Genomic DNA, 16,994 nt, shown 5'->3' with positions numbered 1-16,994 from the left:
TTGCGAATCCCACGAAGCCTGCCCATTTTATCCGCAGAATCGACAGCGCTTTCCTTGTGGTAAAGCTTACCCTATAAGCGCTTCTAATTTCCGGGCTGCCACACTGGCAGACCTGTGGCAGACCTGTCGGAACCGGCTGAGGACACAATGACAAACAAAACGCACGAAGCAGATGTGGCATTCATCAAGGCACTGGCCGAATTGCTGCGGGACAACGACCTGACCGAACTGGAGGTCAAGCGCGACTATAGCGAAGACGACAGCCTGAATGTACGCGTCTCGCGTCAGGCCATTGTGGCAGCCGCCGCCCCCGTTCAGGTCGCAGCCCCTGTTGCCGCCGCTCCAGCCGCCACAGCCCCCGCTGCTGCGCCCGAGGCCGCTGCCGCCGCTGAGGACCCCGCCAGCCACCCTGGTGCTGTGACCTCGCCCATGGTCGGCACAGTTTACCTGCAGGCTGAACCCGGCGCACCGGCCTTTATCGCCGTTGGCAAACAGGTCAACGAGGGCGACACCCTGCTGATCGTCGAAGCGATGAAAACCATGAACCATATCCCGGCGCCCAAATCTGGCACCGTCAAGCGCATCCTGGTTGAAGATGGCGCTGCCGTCGAATTCGGATCTCCGCTGGCCATCATCGAGTAAGGGCAGCCCATGTTTGACAAGATCCTGATTGCCAATCGCGGAGAGATTGCGCTGCGCGTGATCCGGGCCTGCCGCGAGATGGGCATCAAATCGGTGGCGGTGCATTCCACTGCCGATGCCGATGCCATGCATGTGCGCATGGCCGACGAATCCGTCTGCATTGGCCCGCCCTCGGGCGCGCAAAGCTACCTGTCGATACCGGCGATTATCTCTGCCTGCGAGATCACCGGCGCCCAGGCGGTGCATCCCGGCTATGGCTTCCTGTCGGAAAACGCCAATTTTGTGCAGATCATTGAAGACCACGGGCTGACCTTTATTGGCCCCTCGGCTGCCGATATCCGCACCATGGGGGACAAGATCACCGCCAAGGATACCGCGCAAAAGCTCGGCATCCCGGTTGTGCCCGGCTCTGAAGGTGGCGTTCCGGACGTTGAAAGCGCCCGCAAGGCTGCAGCCGACATGGGTTACCCCGTGATCATCAAGGCCACAGCGGGCGGCGGTGGGCGCGGTATGAAGGTCGCCACATCGGCAAATGACATTGATGTGGCCTTCTCCACGGCCCGTTCCGAGGCCAAGGCTGCCTTTGGCAATGACGAAGTCTATATGGAGAAATATCTCCAGAAGCCGCGTCACATCGAAGTGCAGGTTTTTGGCGATGGCAAGGGCAATGGCGTGCATCTGGCTGAACGCGACTGTTCGCTGCAGCGCCGCCACCAAAAGGTGTTTGAGGAGGCCCCCGGCCCCTCAATCACCCCGGAAGAGCGCGCCCGTATTGGCAAAATCTGCGCCGACGCCGTTGGTGCAATGAGCTATTCCGGCGCGGGCACTGTGGAGTTCCTCTATGAGGATGGCGAGTTCTACTTCATCGAGATGAACACCCGCCTGCAGGTGGAACATCCGGTGACCGAGGCGATCTTTGGCGTCGATCTGGTGCGCGAACAGATCCGTGTAGCCGCTGGTATGCCGCTGTCGTTCACTCAGGATGATCTGCAGATCAACGGCCACTCGATCGAGGTGCGGATCAACGCTGAAAAGCTTCCCAATTTCTCGCCCTGCCCCGGCAAGATCACCGCCTATCACGCTCCTGGCGGTTTGGGTGTGCGGATGGATTCAGCACTTTATGATGGCTATTCGATCCCGCCCTATTACGACAGCCTGATCGGCAAGCTGATCGTGCATGGCCGCGACCGGCCCGAAGCCCTGGCCCGTCTGAGCCGTGCCCTAGGCGAGCTGATCGTTGATGGTATCGACACCACCGTGCCGCTGTTCCATGCCCTGCTGGCCGAGCCAGACGTGCAGTCCGGCAACTACGGCATCCACTGGCTGGAGCACTGGCTGGAAGAAAATCTCGGGGGCTAACCCCTCTCTTTGTCGGGGCGTTCTGTTGCAACAGGGCGCCCCGTTTTACATCCGGCCCCAGCCCGGCCCTTGTCTTCCTCTCGTTCAGGCAAATTGATGAGCCTCACCCCGGATCTTTTGCTACATGCCTATTCCGTCGGGGTTTTCCCGATGGCGGAGCACCGCGAAGATGATGAGGTGTTCTGGGTCGATCCCAAACGTCGCGGCATCTTCCCCATTGAAGGCTTTCATATTTCCCGCTCGCTGGCCAAAACCATCCGCCGCAGCGCCTATGAGATCTCGGTCAACCGGGCCTTTCCTGAGGTGGTAGAGGCCTGCGCCGACCGCGAAGAGACCTGGATCAATGCAGAGATTTTTGCCCGCTATCAGGACCTGCACGCCATGGGCAATGCCCATTCGCTTGAGGTCTGGGATCAGAGCACTCTGGTGGGGGGCGTCTACGGTGTGAGCCTTGGTGCGGGCTTTTTTGGCGAGAGCATGTTTTCGCGCCAGCGCGATGCTTCAAAAATTGCTTTGGCCTATCTGATAGACCGTCTGCAACAGGCGGGATTCCGGCTTTGTGACACCCAGTTCATCACGCCACATCTGGCCTCCCTAGGCGCCATTGAAATCAGCCGCGCCGCCTACAAGGCACGGCTTCAGCAGGCTCTTGAACAGGAGGCAGATTTTAACGCGCCTCAGCTGCCCTCAGCAGCCGGGCTATTGCAGCGGATGACCCAGACATCATAGCGCGCATGGTCCAGCGCCGAGAGCGCCGGACTGGAGGCAATCATCCAACCGTCAAAAAAGACTTCGCCGTTTTGCGGGTCACGGATCGTGAGAAAGGCAAAAGCATCCCCCGTGGGGTTGGCCGCTGGATAGCGGCACTCGGATAGGGTGACGATCAGGCCAAAGATCTCGGCACTGCCCCCGACCGGTACCGTCACATCCGAGTTGTGGCCGTTGACCTTGTCCAGCCCCCGCAGCACCGCCGACACGCCAGCCTCAGCCGGCTCCTGCGCTGCAACTGGCCCCATAGCCAGGCCAAGCCCCAGAATGGCGCCCAAAGCCACCCGACGGGGAAAACGCGCCACACCCAGACTCATGAATCGTCTCCGCCACCAGAGACAAATTTCACCAATAGCGAGATCAGGCTGACCGCGCCCTGGGTATCCAGGACCTCGTCACCGGGCTCAAAATTGAACGGCGACCCGCCGGGCATCAGCTCGACAAAATTGCCGCCTAATAGGCCTTCGGAGGAGATGATAACCGCGCTGTCATCGGGCACCAGGATGCCCTCGAGCACCGAAAACCGGGTATCGGCGCGAAAGGTCTCAGGGTTAAGCTCAACCCCGGTCACCGTGCCAACCTTGACGCCCGCAAGGCGCACATCGGTGCCGACCCCCACCCCTTCGAGCGACCGGAACGACGCGTTCAGCTCATAGCCGTCGCCAGCAGCAGACAGACCAGCGACCTGCCCGGCATAAAGCGCAAATCCAAGGGCAGCAGCCAGAACAAAACCGCCTGCCAGAACTTCTGTTGTATTTTGCGACATGGGGTCTCTGCCTAGAACTAAGGGTCAAAAAGAGCAAAGGACCAAAGAGCCATCTGCCCTTGGGTCCCAGAATGTGTAACGAGCCGTGGCCGTCTTAGGCCTATTCCGGCGCCCAGGCCTCGTAATCGCTGCGTGCCTCGGGGCTGGCACCGCTGCGGATCGAACCAGCCGGCGCATAGGCTTTCAGAGTGCCGGTCAGGTTTTCCTGATGCGGCTTTTCCCATTCCTTATGAACCAGCGGCTTCTTGCTTGGCAGCTCATCAAAGGTGCGGTGCAGCCAGCCGTGCCAATCGGCGCCAATGCGCGAGGCTTCAACTTCGCCGTTGAAAATCACCCAGCGACGGCTGTCGTCGGCATTGTGATAAAACACATTACCCTGGTCATCCTCGCCCACCTTTATCCCCTTGCGGGCGGTAAAGATCTGGGTGTTCAGCGTCTGACCGTTCCACCAGGTCACAGCGCGCAAAAGAGTGTTCAGGATTCCCATGGATGCCTCCGAAGATTTCCACAACCGTATGACGCAATTTCCCGCCAAGGTCCAGTGGCTTGCACGCGACAAGACTGCCCCCGGCGGGTTTTGGTACAACTATCGCCTAGGCCTTAAGGTTTGGTAGCCGCCGCCCTTTGTTCACAAAAGGTCAGCCGGTTGCCAAAGGGATCCGTCAGGGTCATCTGCAGCCCCCAGGGCACCTCCTCAAGGCCGGGATTGAGATTGGGGTAATCCCTGGCCTGCACTTCTCCGTGCAATTGCTCCAATTGCTGCACTGGAATGAAACAACGCCCGCCCGGTGTGGCATCGCCATGATGCTCGCTCACGTGCAGCAGACAGCCAGAGCGGGAAATCTGCTGATAGAGCGGCATATCAGGGGAATGGCGATGCTCCCAGTCAACCATGAAACCGAGGTAGTCGATGTAGAAGGCGCGGGCCTTTTCACCGTCGAAACTGCGAATAATCGGGATCGCAGAGCCAATGACAATTTTCGTTTCAAGCTGAGCCTGTTCCGGTCGGTCACTAATTTGCGCAGCTAGGACATTCCAATCCGGCAGATCGAATTGTCGGGCTACCAGCTCCAAAGACCGGGCGTGAGAAACCTCGACCCCCTGCTGTTTCAACCCTGCCCGCAGGGATTTTGCCATGGCTTTGGCATCGCTATAGTCGCGCATTGCGCCTGTCCTTTTCCAACGGAAGACCCAGTCGTCAGCGCTCGCGTTACCTCGTGATCCACCTGATGTAGAAAGACAAAAGCTATGTAGTTTTCAGTATGTTCACCGTGCCGAAATCCGACTGCGAGCAGCAGGCCATACCAGCCTGCTACCAAAATAGATCCCTCCACCCGCAACCGCAAGTAAATACCCGACTAAAACAGGCAGCAATATCCCCCGCTTGCCAAGCTAGTCAGCTGATGCCAGCGCGGTCACTTCAATTTCAATCCGATACTTGGGATCGATCAGCCCGCATTCAATCATCGTCGCAGCCGGAGGGTTGGCGCCAAACACCCCGGCCAGCATCGGCCAGCAGGCGTCAAACTCATGACGGTCCGGCAGATAGTAGTTCACCCGCACCACATCAGCAAAACCGGCACCGGCCTCCTGCAGCGCCTTACCAATGATCTCCAGCGCCGAGGCGCATTGGCTGACCACATCCTCCCCCTGCCCGACAGTGCCGGCCACATGCACAAAGCCACCCGCCACCACAGCGCGGCAATAGCCCACCTTGGCTTCAAACTCACCGCCCGATGAAATCCGTCTAATCCCAGCCATTCTTTTTTCCCTTTCATTTGGCCCCAAATATCCTGGGGGTGCGGGGGCAAAGCCCCCGCATAACAAGAAAGGCCAATGTCAAAAGACATTGGCCATTTTTTTCTGGTCACTAAGCCGCGCCCAGTACCTCTTGCCATCTCGCCATATCAGCTCGCAGAGGCAGGCTCTTTTTCGGCATCCTCATGGATCATCAAAGGCTGCGCATCCGAGGTGACCGCCTCTTCGTTCACCACAACCTTGGAGACGCTGCCCATGCCCGGCAGTTCGAACATGGTTTCCAGCAGCAGATCCTCCAGGATCGAGCGCAGGCCCCGCGCACCGGTTTTACGCTCAATCGCGCGCTTGGCGATGGCGCTCAGCGCTTCTTCGGTAAAGTCCAGCTCGGTCTCTTCCAGCTCAAACAGGCGCTGATACTGTTTCACCAGCGCGTTCTTTGGCTTGGTCAGGATGGTGACCAGCGCGTCTTCGTCCAGATCCTCCAGCGTTGCCAGCACCGGCAGACGGCCAACAAATTCCGGGATCAAACCAAATTTCAGCAGATCTTCCGGCTCCAACTCCTGGAAGATCTCACCTACGCCGCGATCGTCATTGTTGCGCACGTCAGCGCCAAAGCCCATGGCAGAGCCCTTGCCGCGCTGCGCGATGATGCGATCCAGACCGGCAAAGGCGCCGCCGCAGATGAACAGGATATTGGTGGTGTCCACCTGCAGGAATTCCTGCTGTGGGTGTTTGCGACCGCCCTGTGGCGGCACAGAGGCCACAGTGCCTTCCATCAGCTTCAGCAGCGCCTGCTGCACCCCCTCGCCCGAAACGTCACGGGTGATCGAAGGGTTTTCCGACTTACGGGTAATCTTGTCGACCTCGTCAATATAGACGATGCCACGCTGGGCACGCTCAACGTTATACTCAGAGGCCTGCAGCAGTTTCAGGATGATGTTCTCGACATCTTCGCCCACGTAGCCGGCTTCGGTCAGGGTAGTTGCGTCCGCCATGGTAAAGGGCACATCCAGGATGCGCGCCAGGGTCTGCGCCAGCAGGGTCTTGCCGCAGCCGGTAGGGCCAATCAGCAGGATGTTGGATTTTGCCAGCTCGATGTCATTGCCGGCCTTTTGCGCATGGTTCAGACGTTTGTAGTGGTTGTGCACCGCCACCGACAGAACCTTTTTCGCCATGGCCTGACCAATCACATAGTCGTCCAGCACTTCGCAGATGTCTTTGGGGCTGGGCACGCCATCCGTGGCCTTCAGGCCGCTCGCCTTGGTCTCTTCGCGGATGATATCCATGCAAAGCTCGACGCATTCGTCGCAGATGAACACGGTGGGGCCCGCAATCAGTTTGCGCACCTCATGTTGGCTTTTGCCACAAAAGCTGCAGTAAAGCGTGTTCTTGCTGTCGCCACTCGAAGTCGTCGCCATGGTCTACCTTTCAGTCCGCTCGCAGCGCCGGTTTCTCCGGGCTCTGCGCCTATCAGTCAGCTTATGACAGCCCATCGGCGGCCACAATGTCAAAATATGTGCCCCGTAAAATGCGGGGCACATTCTGTTTTAGTCAGGCGAGCCTCAGCTCTCCTCGTCGTCACCCTTGGCCCGGTTTTCAACGATCTCATCAATCAGACCAAAGGCTTTGGCCTCTTCGGGATCCATGAAGTTGTCACGCTCCAGCGCCGCTTCCACCTTATCCAGTTCCTGGCCGGTGTGCTTGACGTAGATCTCGTTCAGGCGGCGCTTCAGCTTCAGGGTCTCTTCGGCGTGGATCATGATATCGGTCGCCTGGCCCTGGAAGCCACCAGAGGGCTGGTGCACCATGACGCGGGAGTTTGGCAGCGAGAAGCGCATACCGGCCTCACCGGCGGTCAGCAGCAGGGAGCCCATCGAGGCCGCCTGGCCAATCACCAGGGTCGAAACCTTGGGTTTGATATACTGCATGGTGTCATAGATCGACAGCCCCGAGGTCACCACACCACCGGGAGAGTTGATATACATCGAGATCTCTTTGGAGGGGTTCTCTGCCTCAAGGTGCAAAAGCTGCGCCACGATCAGCGAGGACATACCATCATGCACCGGACCGTTGAGGAAAATGATCCGCTCTTTCAGCAGGCGGGAAAAGATATCATAGGCCCGCTCACCACGGCTGGTCTGTTCGACCACCATGGGCACGAGGGTATTCATGTAAGTTTCTCTGGGATCAATCATGCGAACCTGCCTGCGTTGTGTTATGTCCGGTACCATACCCGACAGAGTATTACAGGAGTCTTAGTATCGCCCCCCTAGGCCTGCAAGAGGTGGCGATTGTTTTTACCGCTCTGTTCCCGTTCCGGCACCCCGGTTTTGCCGACCTGTGGCAGCAGCGTCGCAAATCATCTGAACCGCGTCGCTATTTCAGGGCTAGCGCCTGCAAATGCACAGTAGGTGCTGAACAGAGATGGTTTGACAGGGCAAGCATAGCCCATGTCGCAAACTGACCCTCTTGTGACCAGATACCGCCACTGCCCTTTCCCCTCTTAGCGGAAAACACCCGCTTTTGGACCAGGACCATGCCATGACAGAAGATGATTTTGTTCAAAAAGGTGCCGCAGCCACCCTGGCCATCCCCTATTCCGGCGCGCCGCAGGACTTTTACTTCCTGCTGCTCCCCAAGGCAACGATGCTGGCCGTTGCCGCTGCAATCGAGCCTCTGCGCATTGCCAATCAGGTCACCAATACCAAGCTTTACCGCTGGTTCATCCTCACCGAAGATGGCGCACCGATCCGCTGTTCAAACGGCATGACGGTCTCGCCTGACATGCCACTGCAGCCGCTACCTTCGGATGCTCTGGGATTTGTCTGTGCCGGGGTGGAACCACAGTCCACCGCCGGGGAGCCAACCCTGAACTGGCTGCGCCGGGAAAGCCGCTTTGGCCGCTCGATTGGCGGCATCTGTACCGGCGCCTTTGCCCTGGCCCAGGCCGGGTTGATCCGCGATCAGGCCTTTACCCTGCATTGGGAGAACCAGCCGGGGTTCCAAGAGAGCTATCCGGACCTGACACCCTCGGCCAATACTTTTGAGATCAGCGGCCCGCTGATGACCTGCGGTGGCGGCAATGCGGCGACTGATCTGATGCTCAACCTGATTGAGGCGCGTCACGGCAAACAGCTGGCGATCATTGTCGCTGACATGTGCCTGCATGTGCGCTCTGGTGGTCAGGCGGCGCCGCAGAAATCCAATTTCTCGGTGGCGATTGGCAGTCGCAACCAGCGACTTTTGAATGCTCTGCAGCTGATGCAATCTGCCATTGAAGACCCGCTGTCGATTGGCGAGCTTTGTGATCAGCTGGACATCTCGCGACGTCAGCTGGAACGGCTATTCTCCCGCTACCTGAACCAAAGCCCGATGCATGTCTATTTTGATATGCGCCTTGCCCATGCCTTTGCCTTGATGAATGAAACCTCGATGAGCGTGACCGAAATTGCCCTCGCCTCGGGCTTCAACAGCTCGACGCATTTTTCCCGCCAGTTCAAACGCAAATTTGGCGCTTCGCCGCATTTCTTCCGCAAGGGCTGGAACTAGGACAAGCCTGAAGATGTCTGCTCACCCTGAGATTCAGGCATCTACATCTGACCACCAAGTAAAGAGGCCGCAGGGCTCTCCCCCACGGCCGCAATTTTCTATTCTACCTCTTGGCTCTCACAGCCGCGCCCTTAGGCCGCTGACTCTTGACGCAGTCTTTCGGTCCCGAGTTTCACCCTGTCTTCAGGAACCTCAGTGCTGCTTTCAGGCTGCTGCTGCTGTTTTGCTGGCTTTTGGCCAGGCACCACACCTAGTGCTTCACACATCGGCAACCGTCTGGAGGCAAAGGCCGCGGCCCGCGCCTTGAGCAGGGCCAGGTTATCGGCGTCATGCTCCAGCACCTGCCCCTCATGTTGCAGGCGTTGCCCCTGGGCCGACATCAGGCCCCAAACCATTTCGGCCCAATCCGAAGGCAGCTTCATGCCTTCACTATGAGCCAGCAAGAACAGCTGTTCGAACCGGTCCAGCTCAATCCCGCCCCCGGTGACTGGCGAGGCCAGGAACCCCAGGCTTTCGCTTTCCTCGGCACGCGTACAGACAGCCAGGTTAAAGACCTCACAGCGGGAACGACGGGATTCGATACCTTCTAGAGGTAGACAGGGTGTCAGGATTTCAGAGCCGACCAGAATGGTCAAAAGACGTGAAATCTGACCCCAATTCATGCGACCAAAGGCGCCTTGGTCCAGCAGATTCCGCACCGTAGCTGGCCCTGCGCTCAGGGCCTTGAGGATGGGTCCATATTCGGCGTGGTCCAAAGCGATTTCACCCTGACGCCAACGAAGTTTGAGAGTTCCGCCATTGTAGCGCATCGACAGGGAAAGCGGCGTTTCAAACCAGGCCCCGACGGCACCGCGCTCTGTGTGTTTGCGTCCACCTTTAACAAATAGATCGCTGCGGAACTGTTCGTTCACCAAGACATCTCGTAGGTCCTCGCGGCACACCGGGTCTACTTCTGCCGCCAAAAAATCGATCTGTTTTGGCGTCAATGAAATATCATCAACATGATCCAAAACGCAGGAAGAACCAAGAAAATCCAGTTTGGCTTGCCCCATCTGCGCGGCGAGATCGGCAAAATGGAACGGCGTCCAATCGGCGTTAAAGAGCTCATGTGCCAGGTAGTCGCGAGGCATCGTCGCCGCACTGCTCAAACGGGCACTTGCAGACGGGTTGTCAATAAAGAACTTGGCCCCGACAGCTTCCAACTCGTTGGCAAAGATCAGCGCATCGTCGACCTTGTCTGTGATCGGCGCATTGCTCCTGGCAGCGCGATCCAGCATGACCTTACGCAGAGGAATAGCAGAAGCCCAGGCCACCATTGAGTTATAGCTGACATAGACCATACCGCCTGAGGCCAAGCGGCGACCAATGAAGTCCAGGATTAACTGCTGATTTTCTTTTGATACCCAGCTGAACACCCCGTGCAGGGCAATCACGTCAAACTGTTTGGGTAGGTCCTCTTCCTGCTCGAAATCAGCAAAAGAACGTTCGTAAAAATGCACATTTTCAAGGCCAGCTTCCGCCGCCAGTTCCCGCGCATTGGCGATATGGCCGGGCATAAAATCCATCGCGTGAAATTCGATATGGGGATTGGCCGCCGCCAAAAGATTGGCGGTAAACCCCTGACCGCAGCCCAGCTCACAATAGGTGAGCCCGGGACGGTTAAGGGTATGCATTTGTCCGCGAGAGACCGCAGAATGAGCCATCACAGCGGGTGTCAGTTCACGGAAGAACCCGTGGGTATAGTCAACATCGGCCACATAGCCTGAAGTCCAATCGCTCATACGCTACCTCTTGGTATGAATGTGAAATCAATATGTCGGTCCATGTTGTCTAAAATTTGTAATGAAGCCGTTAAGACTGGCAGGAAATTTTGCTGCTGCCTGGAGATTTTCCAGTTCATGCACCTCAAACCTGCTTGGCGCCCTTTATGACGGGGCAATGGAACACAGAGTTCTGAAGAGCTGCTTTGCCGCCGACCTTGGCGCAAAATCCCATCGCAACCTGAGGGAGGGTTAGGGTCAGGATTCATAACCAGAACATGACGACGGCAGCCAATGCGCATGCCGACAGGAAGACCTTGGGGCACCTGTCGTAGCGTGTTGCGACCCGCCGCCAGTCCTTGAGCCGGGCGAAGCAAGCTTCTGGTCTGGAGTTTCATAGCTGGTTTTGTTGAGAAATACGTGCCTGACGCATTGGAAAGGCTTTCAAAAAAGGCCGACACCCCACAAAAAACTGAAGGGGAGTAAAGCAAGAAAAGGATGTTTTGGTCCCTGGCAGCCCCCCAAAAGACCCGCCCCATTGGAGCGGGTCTTCCCCTTTTTTAGCCTGTATTGCTGCGCTTAGGGATCAAAACTGCGCAGGTAGGCAATCACCGCCTCAATGTCGCTCTCTTTGCGTAGCCCAGCAAAGGACATCCGGGTGCCCTTCATGTATTTGCGCGGCTTGGCCAAAAAGGCGGCCAACTCGGCCTCTGTCCAGACCAGACCTTCCCCGCCGGCGGCCAGCATCGGCTTGGAGTAGTTAAACCCGTCGACCTGGCCCACAGTGGCGCCAAAGATGCCATTCAGCAGCGGCCCGGTGCTATTCTTGGCCCCCTCCCCAACCTTGTGGCAGGCGGCGCATTTCTTGAAAACCTTGGCACCCTTGGCCACCAGTTCCGGATCCAGCGCGACCGTTTCAACCACATCCTCATCCGCGAGTTCAGCGGCAGGCTCGGTGGCAGGTTCAACCGCTGCGACCGCTTCAACCACGGCCTCTTCCGGCGCTGCTGTTGCCGCGGTTTCTTCTGGTGTCACATCCAGAACTCGCGCCCGCATGGTGATTTCGACGCTCTCCTTACAGTCAGACATGCAGGGGTCCGCCTTCCAGAAATGCGCCTCGCTCTGCAGCCGGTCATCCACAAAAAAACCTTCGGCATTGGGCAGGGTAACATCGGCAAATGTCTCATCCGAGAGCACAAAATCCTCATCCACCAGATCGTTGGAATAAAGGATATAGGCGACAATAGCATAGACCTCATTCGGTTCCAGCGTCTGTGCCGCGCCAAAGGGCATCGAGCGGTTCACATAGTCCCAGGTGGTCGACAGATAGGGCCAGTAGGAGCCGACGGTTTTCAATGGGTCCTCATGGTCCAGAGTACCATGCCCACCAGCCAGTTTTGGCCAATTGTCGACGCCCTCGGCAAAATCACCATGGCAGGCGGCGCATTTCTCGGCAAAGACCTCTTCGCCAGTCAGCGCATCGCCAGATCCAACCGGAAGACCCGTCCCATCCGGCGAGACATCGATGTCCCAGGCAGCGATCTCTTCTGGCAACGCCACGCGACCAAGGCCAAAGCCAAAGCCATCAGCGGGGCTTGGCACCGGGGCAACCGGCTGGGTCGCGGCGGGTGTTCCACTCGTGGTGAGAGCTGCCAGCTGCTGCTCCAACTGACCAGCCCGCTCCTGCAAGGCGACAGTCTGTATCTCCAGATCGGCAGCCCGCAGCGCCTGTGCCTCGGCATCGGCCTGTGCCGCATCTCGCCGGGTTTCAATCTGGGCAAGGTTGCCTTCCAGCGTGGCAATCTTGCTATCCCCATAGCTGCGCGCGCTCAGACCATAGGCCAGACCTAGGACCAGAGCCGTACCACCCAGGGCAGGAACAAAAATAGTACTAAGAGGTTTCGACATTTTCTGCCTCCCCATCGGCCTTGACCCACCAGGTCTGGATGGCGTTGTTGTGATAGATTGAGTTCAACCCGCGCACCGCGCGCAGCTCCGCCTTGGTGGGCTGCACATAGCCGGAACTGTCGCGCGCGCGGCTTTGCAGCAGCATTTCTGAGCCGTCCCAATTGGTATCGAGGTAGAACCGCGTCAGCGCCTTATCAGTGCCCGGCGCGCCCAGACGCGCCTGGGTCCAGGTCTTGCCGCCATCGATGGAGACATCAACCCCGGTAATGGACCCCCGCCCTGACCAGGCCAGACCGGTAATCACCAGCGGGCCCTTCCCGTGCGTGATGGGCGATTGCGGGCTGGGGCTGGTGACGACAGATTTGGCATCCATCTCCCAGGTCCATTTGCGGGCCGTACCATCTTCCATGGTGTCAGTGTATTTGGAGGTCTCTTCGCGGCTTTCCACCGGGCCATCCATGACCTCAATGCGGCGCAGCCATTTGATCCACATATTGCCTTCCCAGCCAGGCACAACCAGGCGCACCGGATAGCCGTGTTCCTTGCGCAGAGCCTCGCCATTGGCCTTAAAGGCCACCAGCACATCATCCAGCGCCTTTTCCAACGGAATAGACCGCCCATTTGACGAGGCATCCGCGCCCTCGACATAGACCCATTTGTCCTTGAAGTCGTCCGCTGCTGCCAGACCTGCCTCTTGCAGCAGGGTGCGCAGCGAGACGCCGGAGTATTCCATATTGTGGATCATGCCATGGGTGAACTGTGCACCATTGAGCTGAGCGCCAGCCCATTCCATGCCGGAATTGGCCGCGCATTCACAGAAATACACCCGGTTTTCGCGTGGGAACCGCTCCAGATCGGCATAAGAGAACACCAGAGGCCTATCCACCAGCCCGTTGATCATCAAGCGGTAATCCTGCTTGGTCAGCTCGATGGCGCCAGAGTGATGTCGTTCAAAGGCGCAGCCCTGCGGGGTGATGGTCCCGTCCAGCGCGTGAATGGGGGTGAAATTGATCGAGGAAATGGTATCCGCCGTCAGCCACTCCACATTGCGGCGCACCACATCCTGTTCAAACTCGATCGGCAGGCCGTAAGGCGTGGCATCAACTCCCTCGCCCAGGCCGCTGGCCCAGTCCTGCACCTCGGTAATCAGCGGGTCCGGTCCCGCCTGGGTAGCCCCTGCCGCACTGGCCGTCACACTGGCGGCCGCCCCGACCCCCGTTGCCGCAGCGCCGGCCAGAAACTGGCGGCGCGAGGGGGCAAAATCATCTGCTATGTCGCTCATTTTCTTTCTCCTTACATCGATAAATTCATCTTCGTGAATTCATCAGCGCAAAAAATTTTGATCCCAGACCTCCGGTTTCACCAACCGGAGGTCCCTGACGGTAACCGGTTAGGCGCCCACCACATTGACCGATGTATTGGGGGAGACAGAAACCCTCCCCTGTTTGCGGATATGATCCTCGACCACATCCCAGATCATTGGGCCCTCGGTGCCCTCGTTGACGCTGGCCCAGCCGGAAACCACATAAGATTTGCTGGCGTCGATCCTCTCGCCGGTTTTCAGCAGGGTCATCTCGCTGATGCGTTCTCCTTGGGGTTTGGAGATATCGATCCGATAGCCCATGCCACCAATACGCACCATATCGCCGCCTTGCTGGTAGTAGGGGTCTGGATTGAAGATGTTATCGGCCACATCTTCGAGGATCACCTTGATGAACTCCCCTGTCATTTCAGACCGGTAGGCGGCGCCATAGCTCATCGAGGTGACGTTCCAGATGTCTTCGCGGGTGATGTCATCACCGGGGTTCAGCGACGGGCCCCAACGCACGCCGGGCGACATGGCAATATCGGCCTCGCGTTCGCTCAGCAGCGCATCACAGATCAAATCATCCCAGGTGCCATTGAAATTGCCACGCCGATAGAGCAGCGAATCCGTCTGCCCGATGACCTCGGCCAGCTGGTCCGCATAGGGCGCGCGCTGCTCATCAATCAGCTGCGAGATCACCGGATCCGGTGCAATCACATCCGCAAAGATCGGGATAAGCTTGTGGCGGATGCCCATCATCTGACCATCGCGCACGTCCAGATCGACGCGGGAAACAAATTTACCGTTGGAGCCTGAGGCAATAATATGGGTTTTCCCCACCAGCACAGGCTCGGGCAGCGCGTCATGGGTATGGCCCGACAGGATCACATCAATGCCGGTGACAACGCTGGCCATCTTTTTGTCGACGTCAAAACCGTTGTGCGACAGCAGAACCACCACATCGGCTCCGGCGGCGCGGACCTCATCGACCATCTCCTGCATGTGCTCGTCGCGGATGCCAAAGGAGTATTCGGGGAACATCCAGCCGGGGTTGGCGATGGGCATATAGGGGAAGGCCTGACCGATCACCGCCACCTTGGCGCCGCCACGGTCAAAGAACTTGTAGGGCTTGAACAGCTCGGCAGGCTCGTCCCACTCAGAATCAAAGATATTCTGCCCCAGGGCAGCAAAGGGCAGCCCTTCGACGATCTCGTTGACGCGATCCGACCCCAGAGTGAATTCCCAGTGGAAGGTCATCGCGTCTGGTTTCAACGCGTTCATCACATTGACCATATCCTGGCCGGCTGTGTGGTGGCAGGTGTAAGAGCCATGCCAAGTGTCGCCACCATCCAGCAGCAGCGCATCGGGACGGTCAGCACGGATCGAATTGATCACGGTGGAGACTCGGTCCAGCCCGCCAACCCTGCCATAGCCCTGCGCAAGGGACGAAAAATCATCATGGGTCAGCGCATAGGCTGATGGAGAGCCATCGGCGATGCCATAGGCCTTACGGAAATCCGCACCGGTGATATGGGGCACATGGCCTTTGTTGCCACCCACCCCGAGGTTCACCGAAGGCTCGCGGAAATAGATCGGTTTCAGCTGCGCGTGGATATCCGTGATATGGATCAGGCTGATATTGCCATAGGTATCAAACTGCAGCAGCTGATCCTGAGTAAGGCTTTGCTGGGCAGCCAGACGCCCCCAATTGCCAAAGCCAGAGGCCCCAACCAGAGCCGAAGCGGCCATCGAAACCTGCAGAAAATCACGGCGCGAGATCATGTCTATCTGTCATCCTGTATGGTCATAGGAGGCAAACATGATTCATATTCGCATCTATGAATTTATTAAGACCGAAACACCCCGCGCCTGTATCAGACGCGGGGTGCCGTTTTGATTAGTTGCGGACCGAGGGGCCTTCGACGGCCAGCCCGTTGCCGCGCGAGGCGACATAAAGCTCAAGCGCCACAAAGTCAGCAGAGCCCGGCTTATAGGTCTCGGCACGGGTGTCACGCACGCAGCCTTTGAACCGCGCATGCACGTTGTTGAGCTTGGCGTTTTTCAAACGATAGGTCGGGAACCCATTGATCTGGCCCTGGCTCAGGTGATCCGCACGGATCATCAGCCCATAGCTGTCTTCGTGGCAATTGGCACAGGACAGCTCCAGCTGACCGGTGCGGGCATAGTACATTTCCTTGCCCTGTTCCCAGACCGACTGGACCGGACCGTCAATGGCCACATTGACCGGCATGCCGCGCGACTGCACCGAGATCAGCGCCTCCATCGCGGTCATGTCACCGCCAGTGTATTTCCACGGCTTGGCACCCATCTGGTTTTCACGGCAGTCATTGACCTGCATCGCCAGAGTACGGACCTCGCCCGCCTCTTCGTTCCATTTTGGATAGACCGCACGCACGCCTGCCATGCTCTCTTCCACATCGTCATGGCAAGAGGCACAGGATTTGCCCTCAGAGCCATCAGCGGTCTCCCAGGCGTCCATCGCCTTATCAACAAAAACCATGGCGGGGTTTTCAAAATCGTCCATCTGCAGGGCCTGGGTCTCATCCGAGCGGAAATGCCAGCCCGACATCACCTCATCCATCACATCCGACAGATGCGCAGGCGCGGCGGTTTTGGTCACCAGCGTTTCTTCTTCGTTGAGCACCAGCGTGTCGTCATCCGCATCTGCATGGGCCACCAGCGGCAGGCTGAGTGCGACAGCAATGGCGGTAAGCGCCTTATAGTTCATTCCTTGTCCTCCCTTGGGTATTCATCCGGGCCGCCAAAGCGGCCAGGATGCCGTGCCTTTGAGATCCGGAAGGGATCAGGCCATCGCGATTGATTTGCTGGCGTCGTAGACCGAGCCATCATCATCGTACCAGGTGAATTTGAACTCACCGGCTTCGGGCACGGTGGCCTCGAACTGAAAATAGGGGTTGGTCGAAACCGCTGGCTCAATGGTGATATCGGTCACCAGCTGGCCGTTGAATTCGCAGGTAAAGCGATTGATGATCGAGCGCGGAATGACATTGCCTTCTTTGTCTTTGCGCTGACCACTTTCCATCTGGTGGCTGATCAGGGTCTTGATAGTGATCGCCTCACCAGCGGCTGCGGTCTTGGGGACTTTGACGCGGGGTTTTACACCAGATGCCATGATTTTCTTCCTCTCGCCTTAGCC

Annotated in this window: 17 protein-coding genes and 1 pseudogene; 4 read left to right on the top strand and 14 right to left on the bottom strand. The window is 58.1% G+C overall.

Going from position 1 to position 16,994, the window contains the following annotated elements:
- Positions 1 to 147 precede the first annotated feature (147 nt).
- From accB to aat, 3 genes are all read left to right on the top strand, one after another.
- Positions 148 to 642 carry an acetyl-CoA carboxylase biotin carboxyl carrier protein gene (gene accB, locus ABJP42_RS10540; protein WP_348340265.1) on the top strand — a complete coding sequence of 165 codons (495 nt, stop codon included), beginning with the start codon at positions 148 to 150 and terminating at the stop codon, positions 640 to 642.
- A gap of 9 nt (positions 643 to 651) precedes the next feature.
- On the top strand, positions 652 to 2,001 hold the full coding sequence (accC, locus tag ABJP42_RS10535; RefSeq protein ID WP_348340264.1) for an acetyl-CoA carboxylase biotin carboxylase subunit: 1,350 nt from the start codon (positions 652 to 654) through the stop codon (positions 1,999 to 2,001).
- 96 nt (positions 2,002 to 2,097) lie between these two features.
- Entirely contained in the window at positions 2,098 to 2,730 is a 633-nt protein-coding gene (aat, locus tag ABJP42_RS10530) for a leucyl/phenylalanyl-tRNA--protein transferase (protein WP_348340263.1), read from the top strand.
- Here aat and ABJP42_RS10525 read toward each other — a convergent pair.
- The 7 genes from ABJP42_RS10525 to ABJP42_RS10495 all read right to left on the bottom strand — a co-directional run bounded on the left by ABJP42_RS10525 (position 2,679) and on the right by ABJP42_RS10495 (position 7,488).
- Positions 2,679 to 3,017, bottom strand: coding sequence for a DUF2155 domain-containing protein (locus tag ABJP42_RS10525; protein WP_348340285.1), 339 nt, complete (start codon positions 3,015 to 3,017; stop codon positions 2,679 to 2,681). The genes aat and ABJP42_RS10525 overlap by 52 nt on opposite strands.
- 65 nt (positions 3,018 to 3,082) lie before the next feature.
- Positions 3,083 to 3,535, bottom strand: a complete 453-nt coding sequence (gene mlaD, locus ABJP42_RS10520) for an outer membrane lipid asymmetry maintenance protein MlaD (protein ID WP_348340262.1) — start codon at positions 3,533 to 3,535, stop codon at positions 3,083 to 3,085.
- Between the two features lie 100 nt (positions 3,536 to 3,635).
- Positions 3,636 to 4,022, bottom strand: coding sequence for an NADH:ubiquinone oxidoreductase subunit NDUFA12 (locus ABJP42_RS10515; protein ID WP_348340261.1), 387 nt, complete (start codon positions 4,020 to 4,022; stop codon positions 3,636 to 3,638).
- A gap of 113 nt (positions 4,023 to 4,135) precedes the next feature.
- Entirely contained in the window at positions 4,136 to 4,699 is a 564-nt protein-coding gene (locus tag ABJP42_RS10510) for a glyoxalase superfamily protein (protein WP_348340260.1), read from the bottom strand.
- Between the two features lie 228 nt (positions 4,700 to 4,927).
- A complete protein-coding gene (locus tag ABJP42_RS10505) occupies positions 4,928 to 5,296 on the bottom strand; it encodes a RidA family protein (RefSeq protein WP_348340259.1) in 369 nt (122 codons plus the stop codon).
- 146 nt (positions 5,297 to 5,442) lie between these two features.
- Positions 5,443 to 6,711, bottom strand: coding sequence for an ATP-dependent Clp protease ATP-binding subunit ClpX (gene clpX, locus ABJP42_RS10500; protein WP_348340258.1), 1,269 nt, complete (start codon positions 6,709 to 6,711; stop codon positions 5,443 to 5,445).
- Between the two features lie 144 nt (positions 6,712 to 6,855).
- Complete coding sequence (locus ABJP42_RS10495; RefSeq protein ID WP_039965932.1) at positions 6,856 to 7,488, bottom strand: ATP-dependent Clp protease proteolytic subunit; 633 nt, start codon at positions 7,486 to 7,488, stop codon at positions 6,856 to 6,858.
- A 346-nt stretch (positions 7,489 to 7,834) separates the two neighbouring features.
- On the opposite strand from ABJP42_RS10495, the gene ABJP42_RS10490 reads away from it, so the two are divergent.
- On the top strand, positions 7,835 to 8,842 hold the full coding sequence (locus ABJP42_RS10490) for a GlxA family transcriptional regulator (RefSeq protein ID WP_348340257.1): 1,008 nt from the start codon (positions 7,835 to 7,837) through the stop codon (positions 8,840 to 8,842).
- A gap of 131 nt (positions 8,843 to 8,973) precedes the next feature.
- On the opposite strand, the gene ABJP42_RS10485 is transcribed toward ABJP42_RS10490, so the two are convergent.
- From ABJP42_RS10485 to soxZ, 7 genes and pseudogenes are all read right to left on the bottom strand, one after another.
- On the bottom strand, positions 8,974 to 10,623 hold the full coding sequence (locus ABJP42_RS10485; RefSeq protein WP_348340256.1) for a methyltransferase regulatory domain-containing protein: 1,650 nt from the start codon (positions 10,621 to 10,623) through the stop codon (positions 8,974 to 8,976).
- Between the two features lie 244 nt (positions 10,624 to 10,867).
- Positions 10,868 to 10,993, bottom strand: a pseudogene (locus tag ABJP42_RS10480) (IS5/IS1182 family transposase); the annotation flags it as partial.
- Between the two features lie 188 nt (positions 10,994 to 11,181).
- Positions 11,182 to 12,510, bottom strand: coding sequence for a c-type cytochrome (locus tag ABJP42_RS10475; protein ID WP_348340255.1), 1,329 nt, complete (start codon positions 12,508 to 12,510; stop codon positions 11,182 to 11,184).
- Positions 12,494 to 13,792 carry a sulfite dehydrogenase gene (gene soxC / locus ABJP42_RS10470; RefSeq protein WP_348340254.1) on the bottom strand — a complete coding sequence of 433 codons (1,299 nt, stop codon included), beginning with the start codon at positions 13,790 to 13,792 and terminating at the stop codon, positions 12,494 to 12,496. Before soxC ends, ABJP42_RS10475 begins: the two co-directional genes overlap by 17 nt.
- A gap of 108 nt (positions 13,793 to 13,900) precedes the next feature.
- Positions 13,901 to 15,598: a thiosulfohydrolase SoxB gene (gene soxB, locus ABJP42_RS10465; protein WP_348340253.1), complete on the bottom strand. Its 1,698-nt coding sequence runs from the start codon at positions 15,596 to 15,598 to the stop codon at positions 13,901 to 13,903.
- Positions 15,599 to 15,713: 115 nt separating this feature from the next.
- Positions 15,714 to 16,565 carry a sulfur oxidation c-type cytochrome SoxA gene (gene soxA / locus ABJP42_RS10460; protein ID WP_348340252.1) on the bottom strand — a complete coding sequence of 284 codons (852 nt, stop codon included), beginning with the start codon at positions 16,563 to 16,565 and terminating at the stop codon, positions 15,714 to 15,716.
- A gap of 75 nt (positions 16,566 to 16,640) precedes the next feature.
- Complete coding sequence (gene soxZ, locus ABJP42_RS10455; RefSeq protein ID WP_348340251.1) at positions 16,641 to 16,970, bottom strand: thiosulfate oxidation carrier complex protein SoxZ; 330 nt, start codon at positions 16,968 to 16,970, stop codon at positions 16,641 to 16,643.
- Positions 16,971 to 16,994 lie beyond the last annotated feature (24 nt).

It is taken from the genome of Pseudophaeobacter sp., from assembly GCF_039971195.1.
In the GTDB taxonomy this organism is placed as follows: Bacteria; Pseudomonadota; Alphaproteobacteria; order Rhodobacterales; family Rhodobacteraceae; genus Pseudophaeobacter.
Note: the sequence above shows the minus strand (reverse complement) of the source record. Positions and strands in the feature narration are given on the sequence as shown.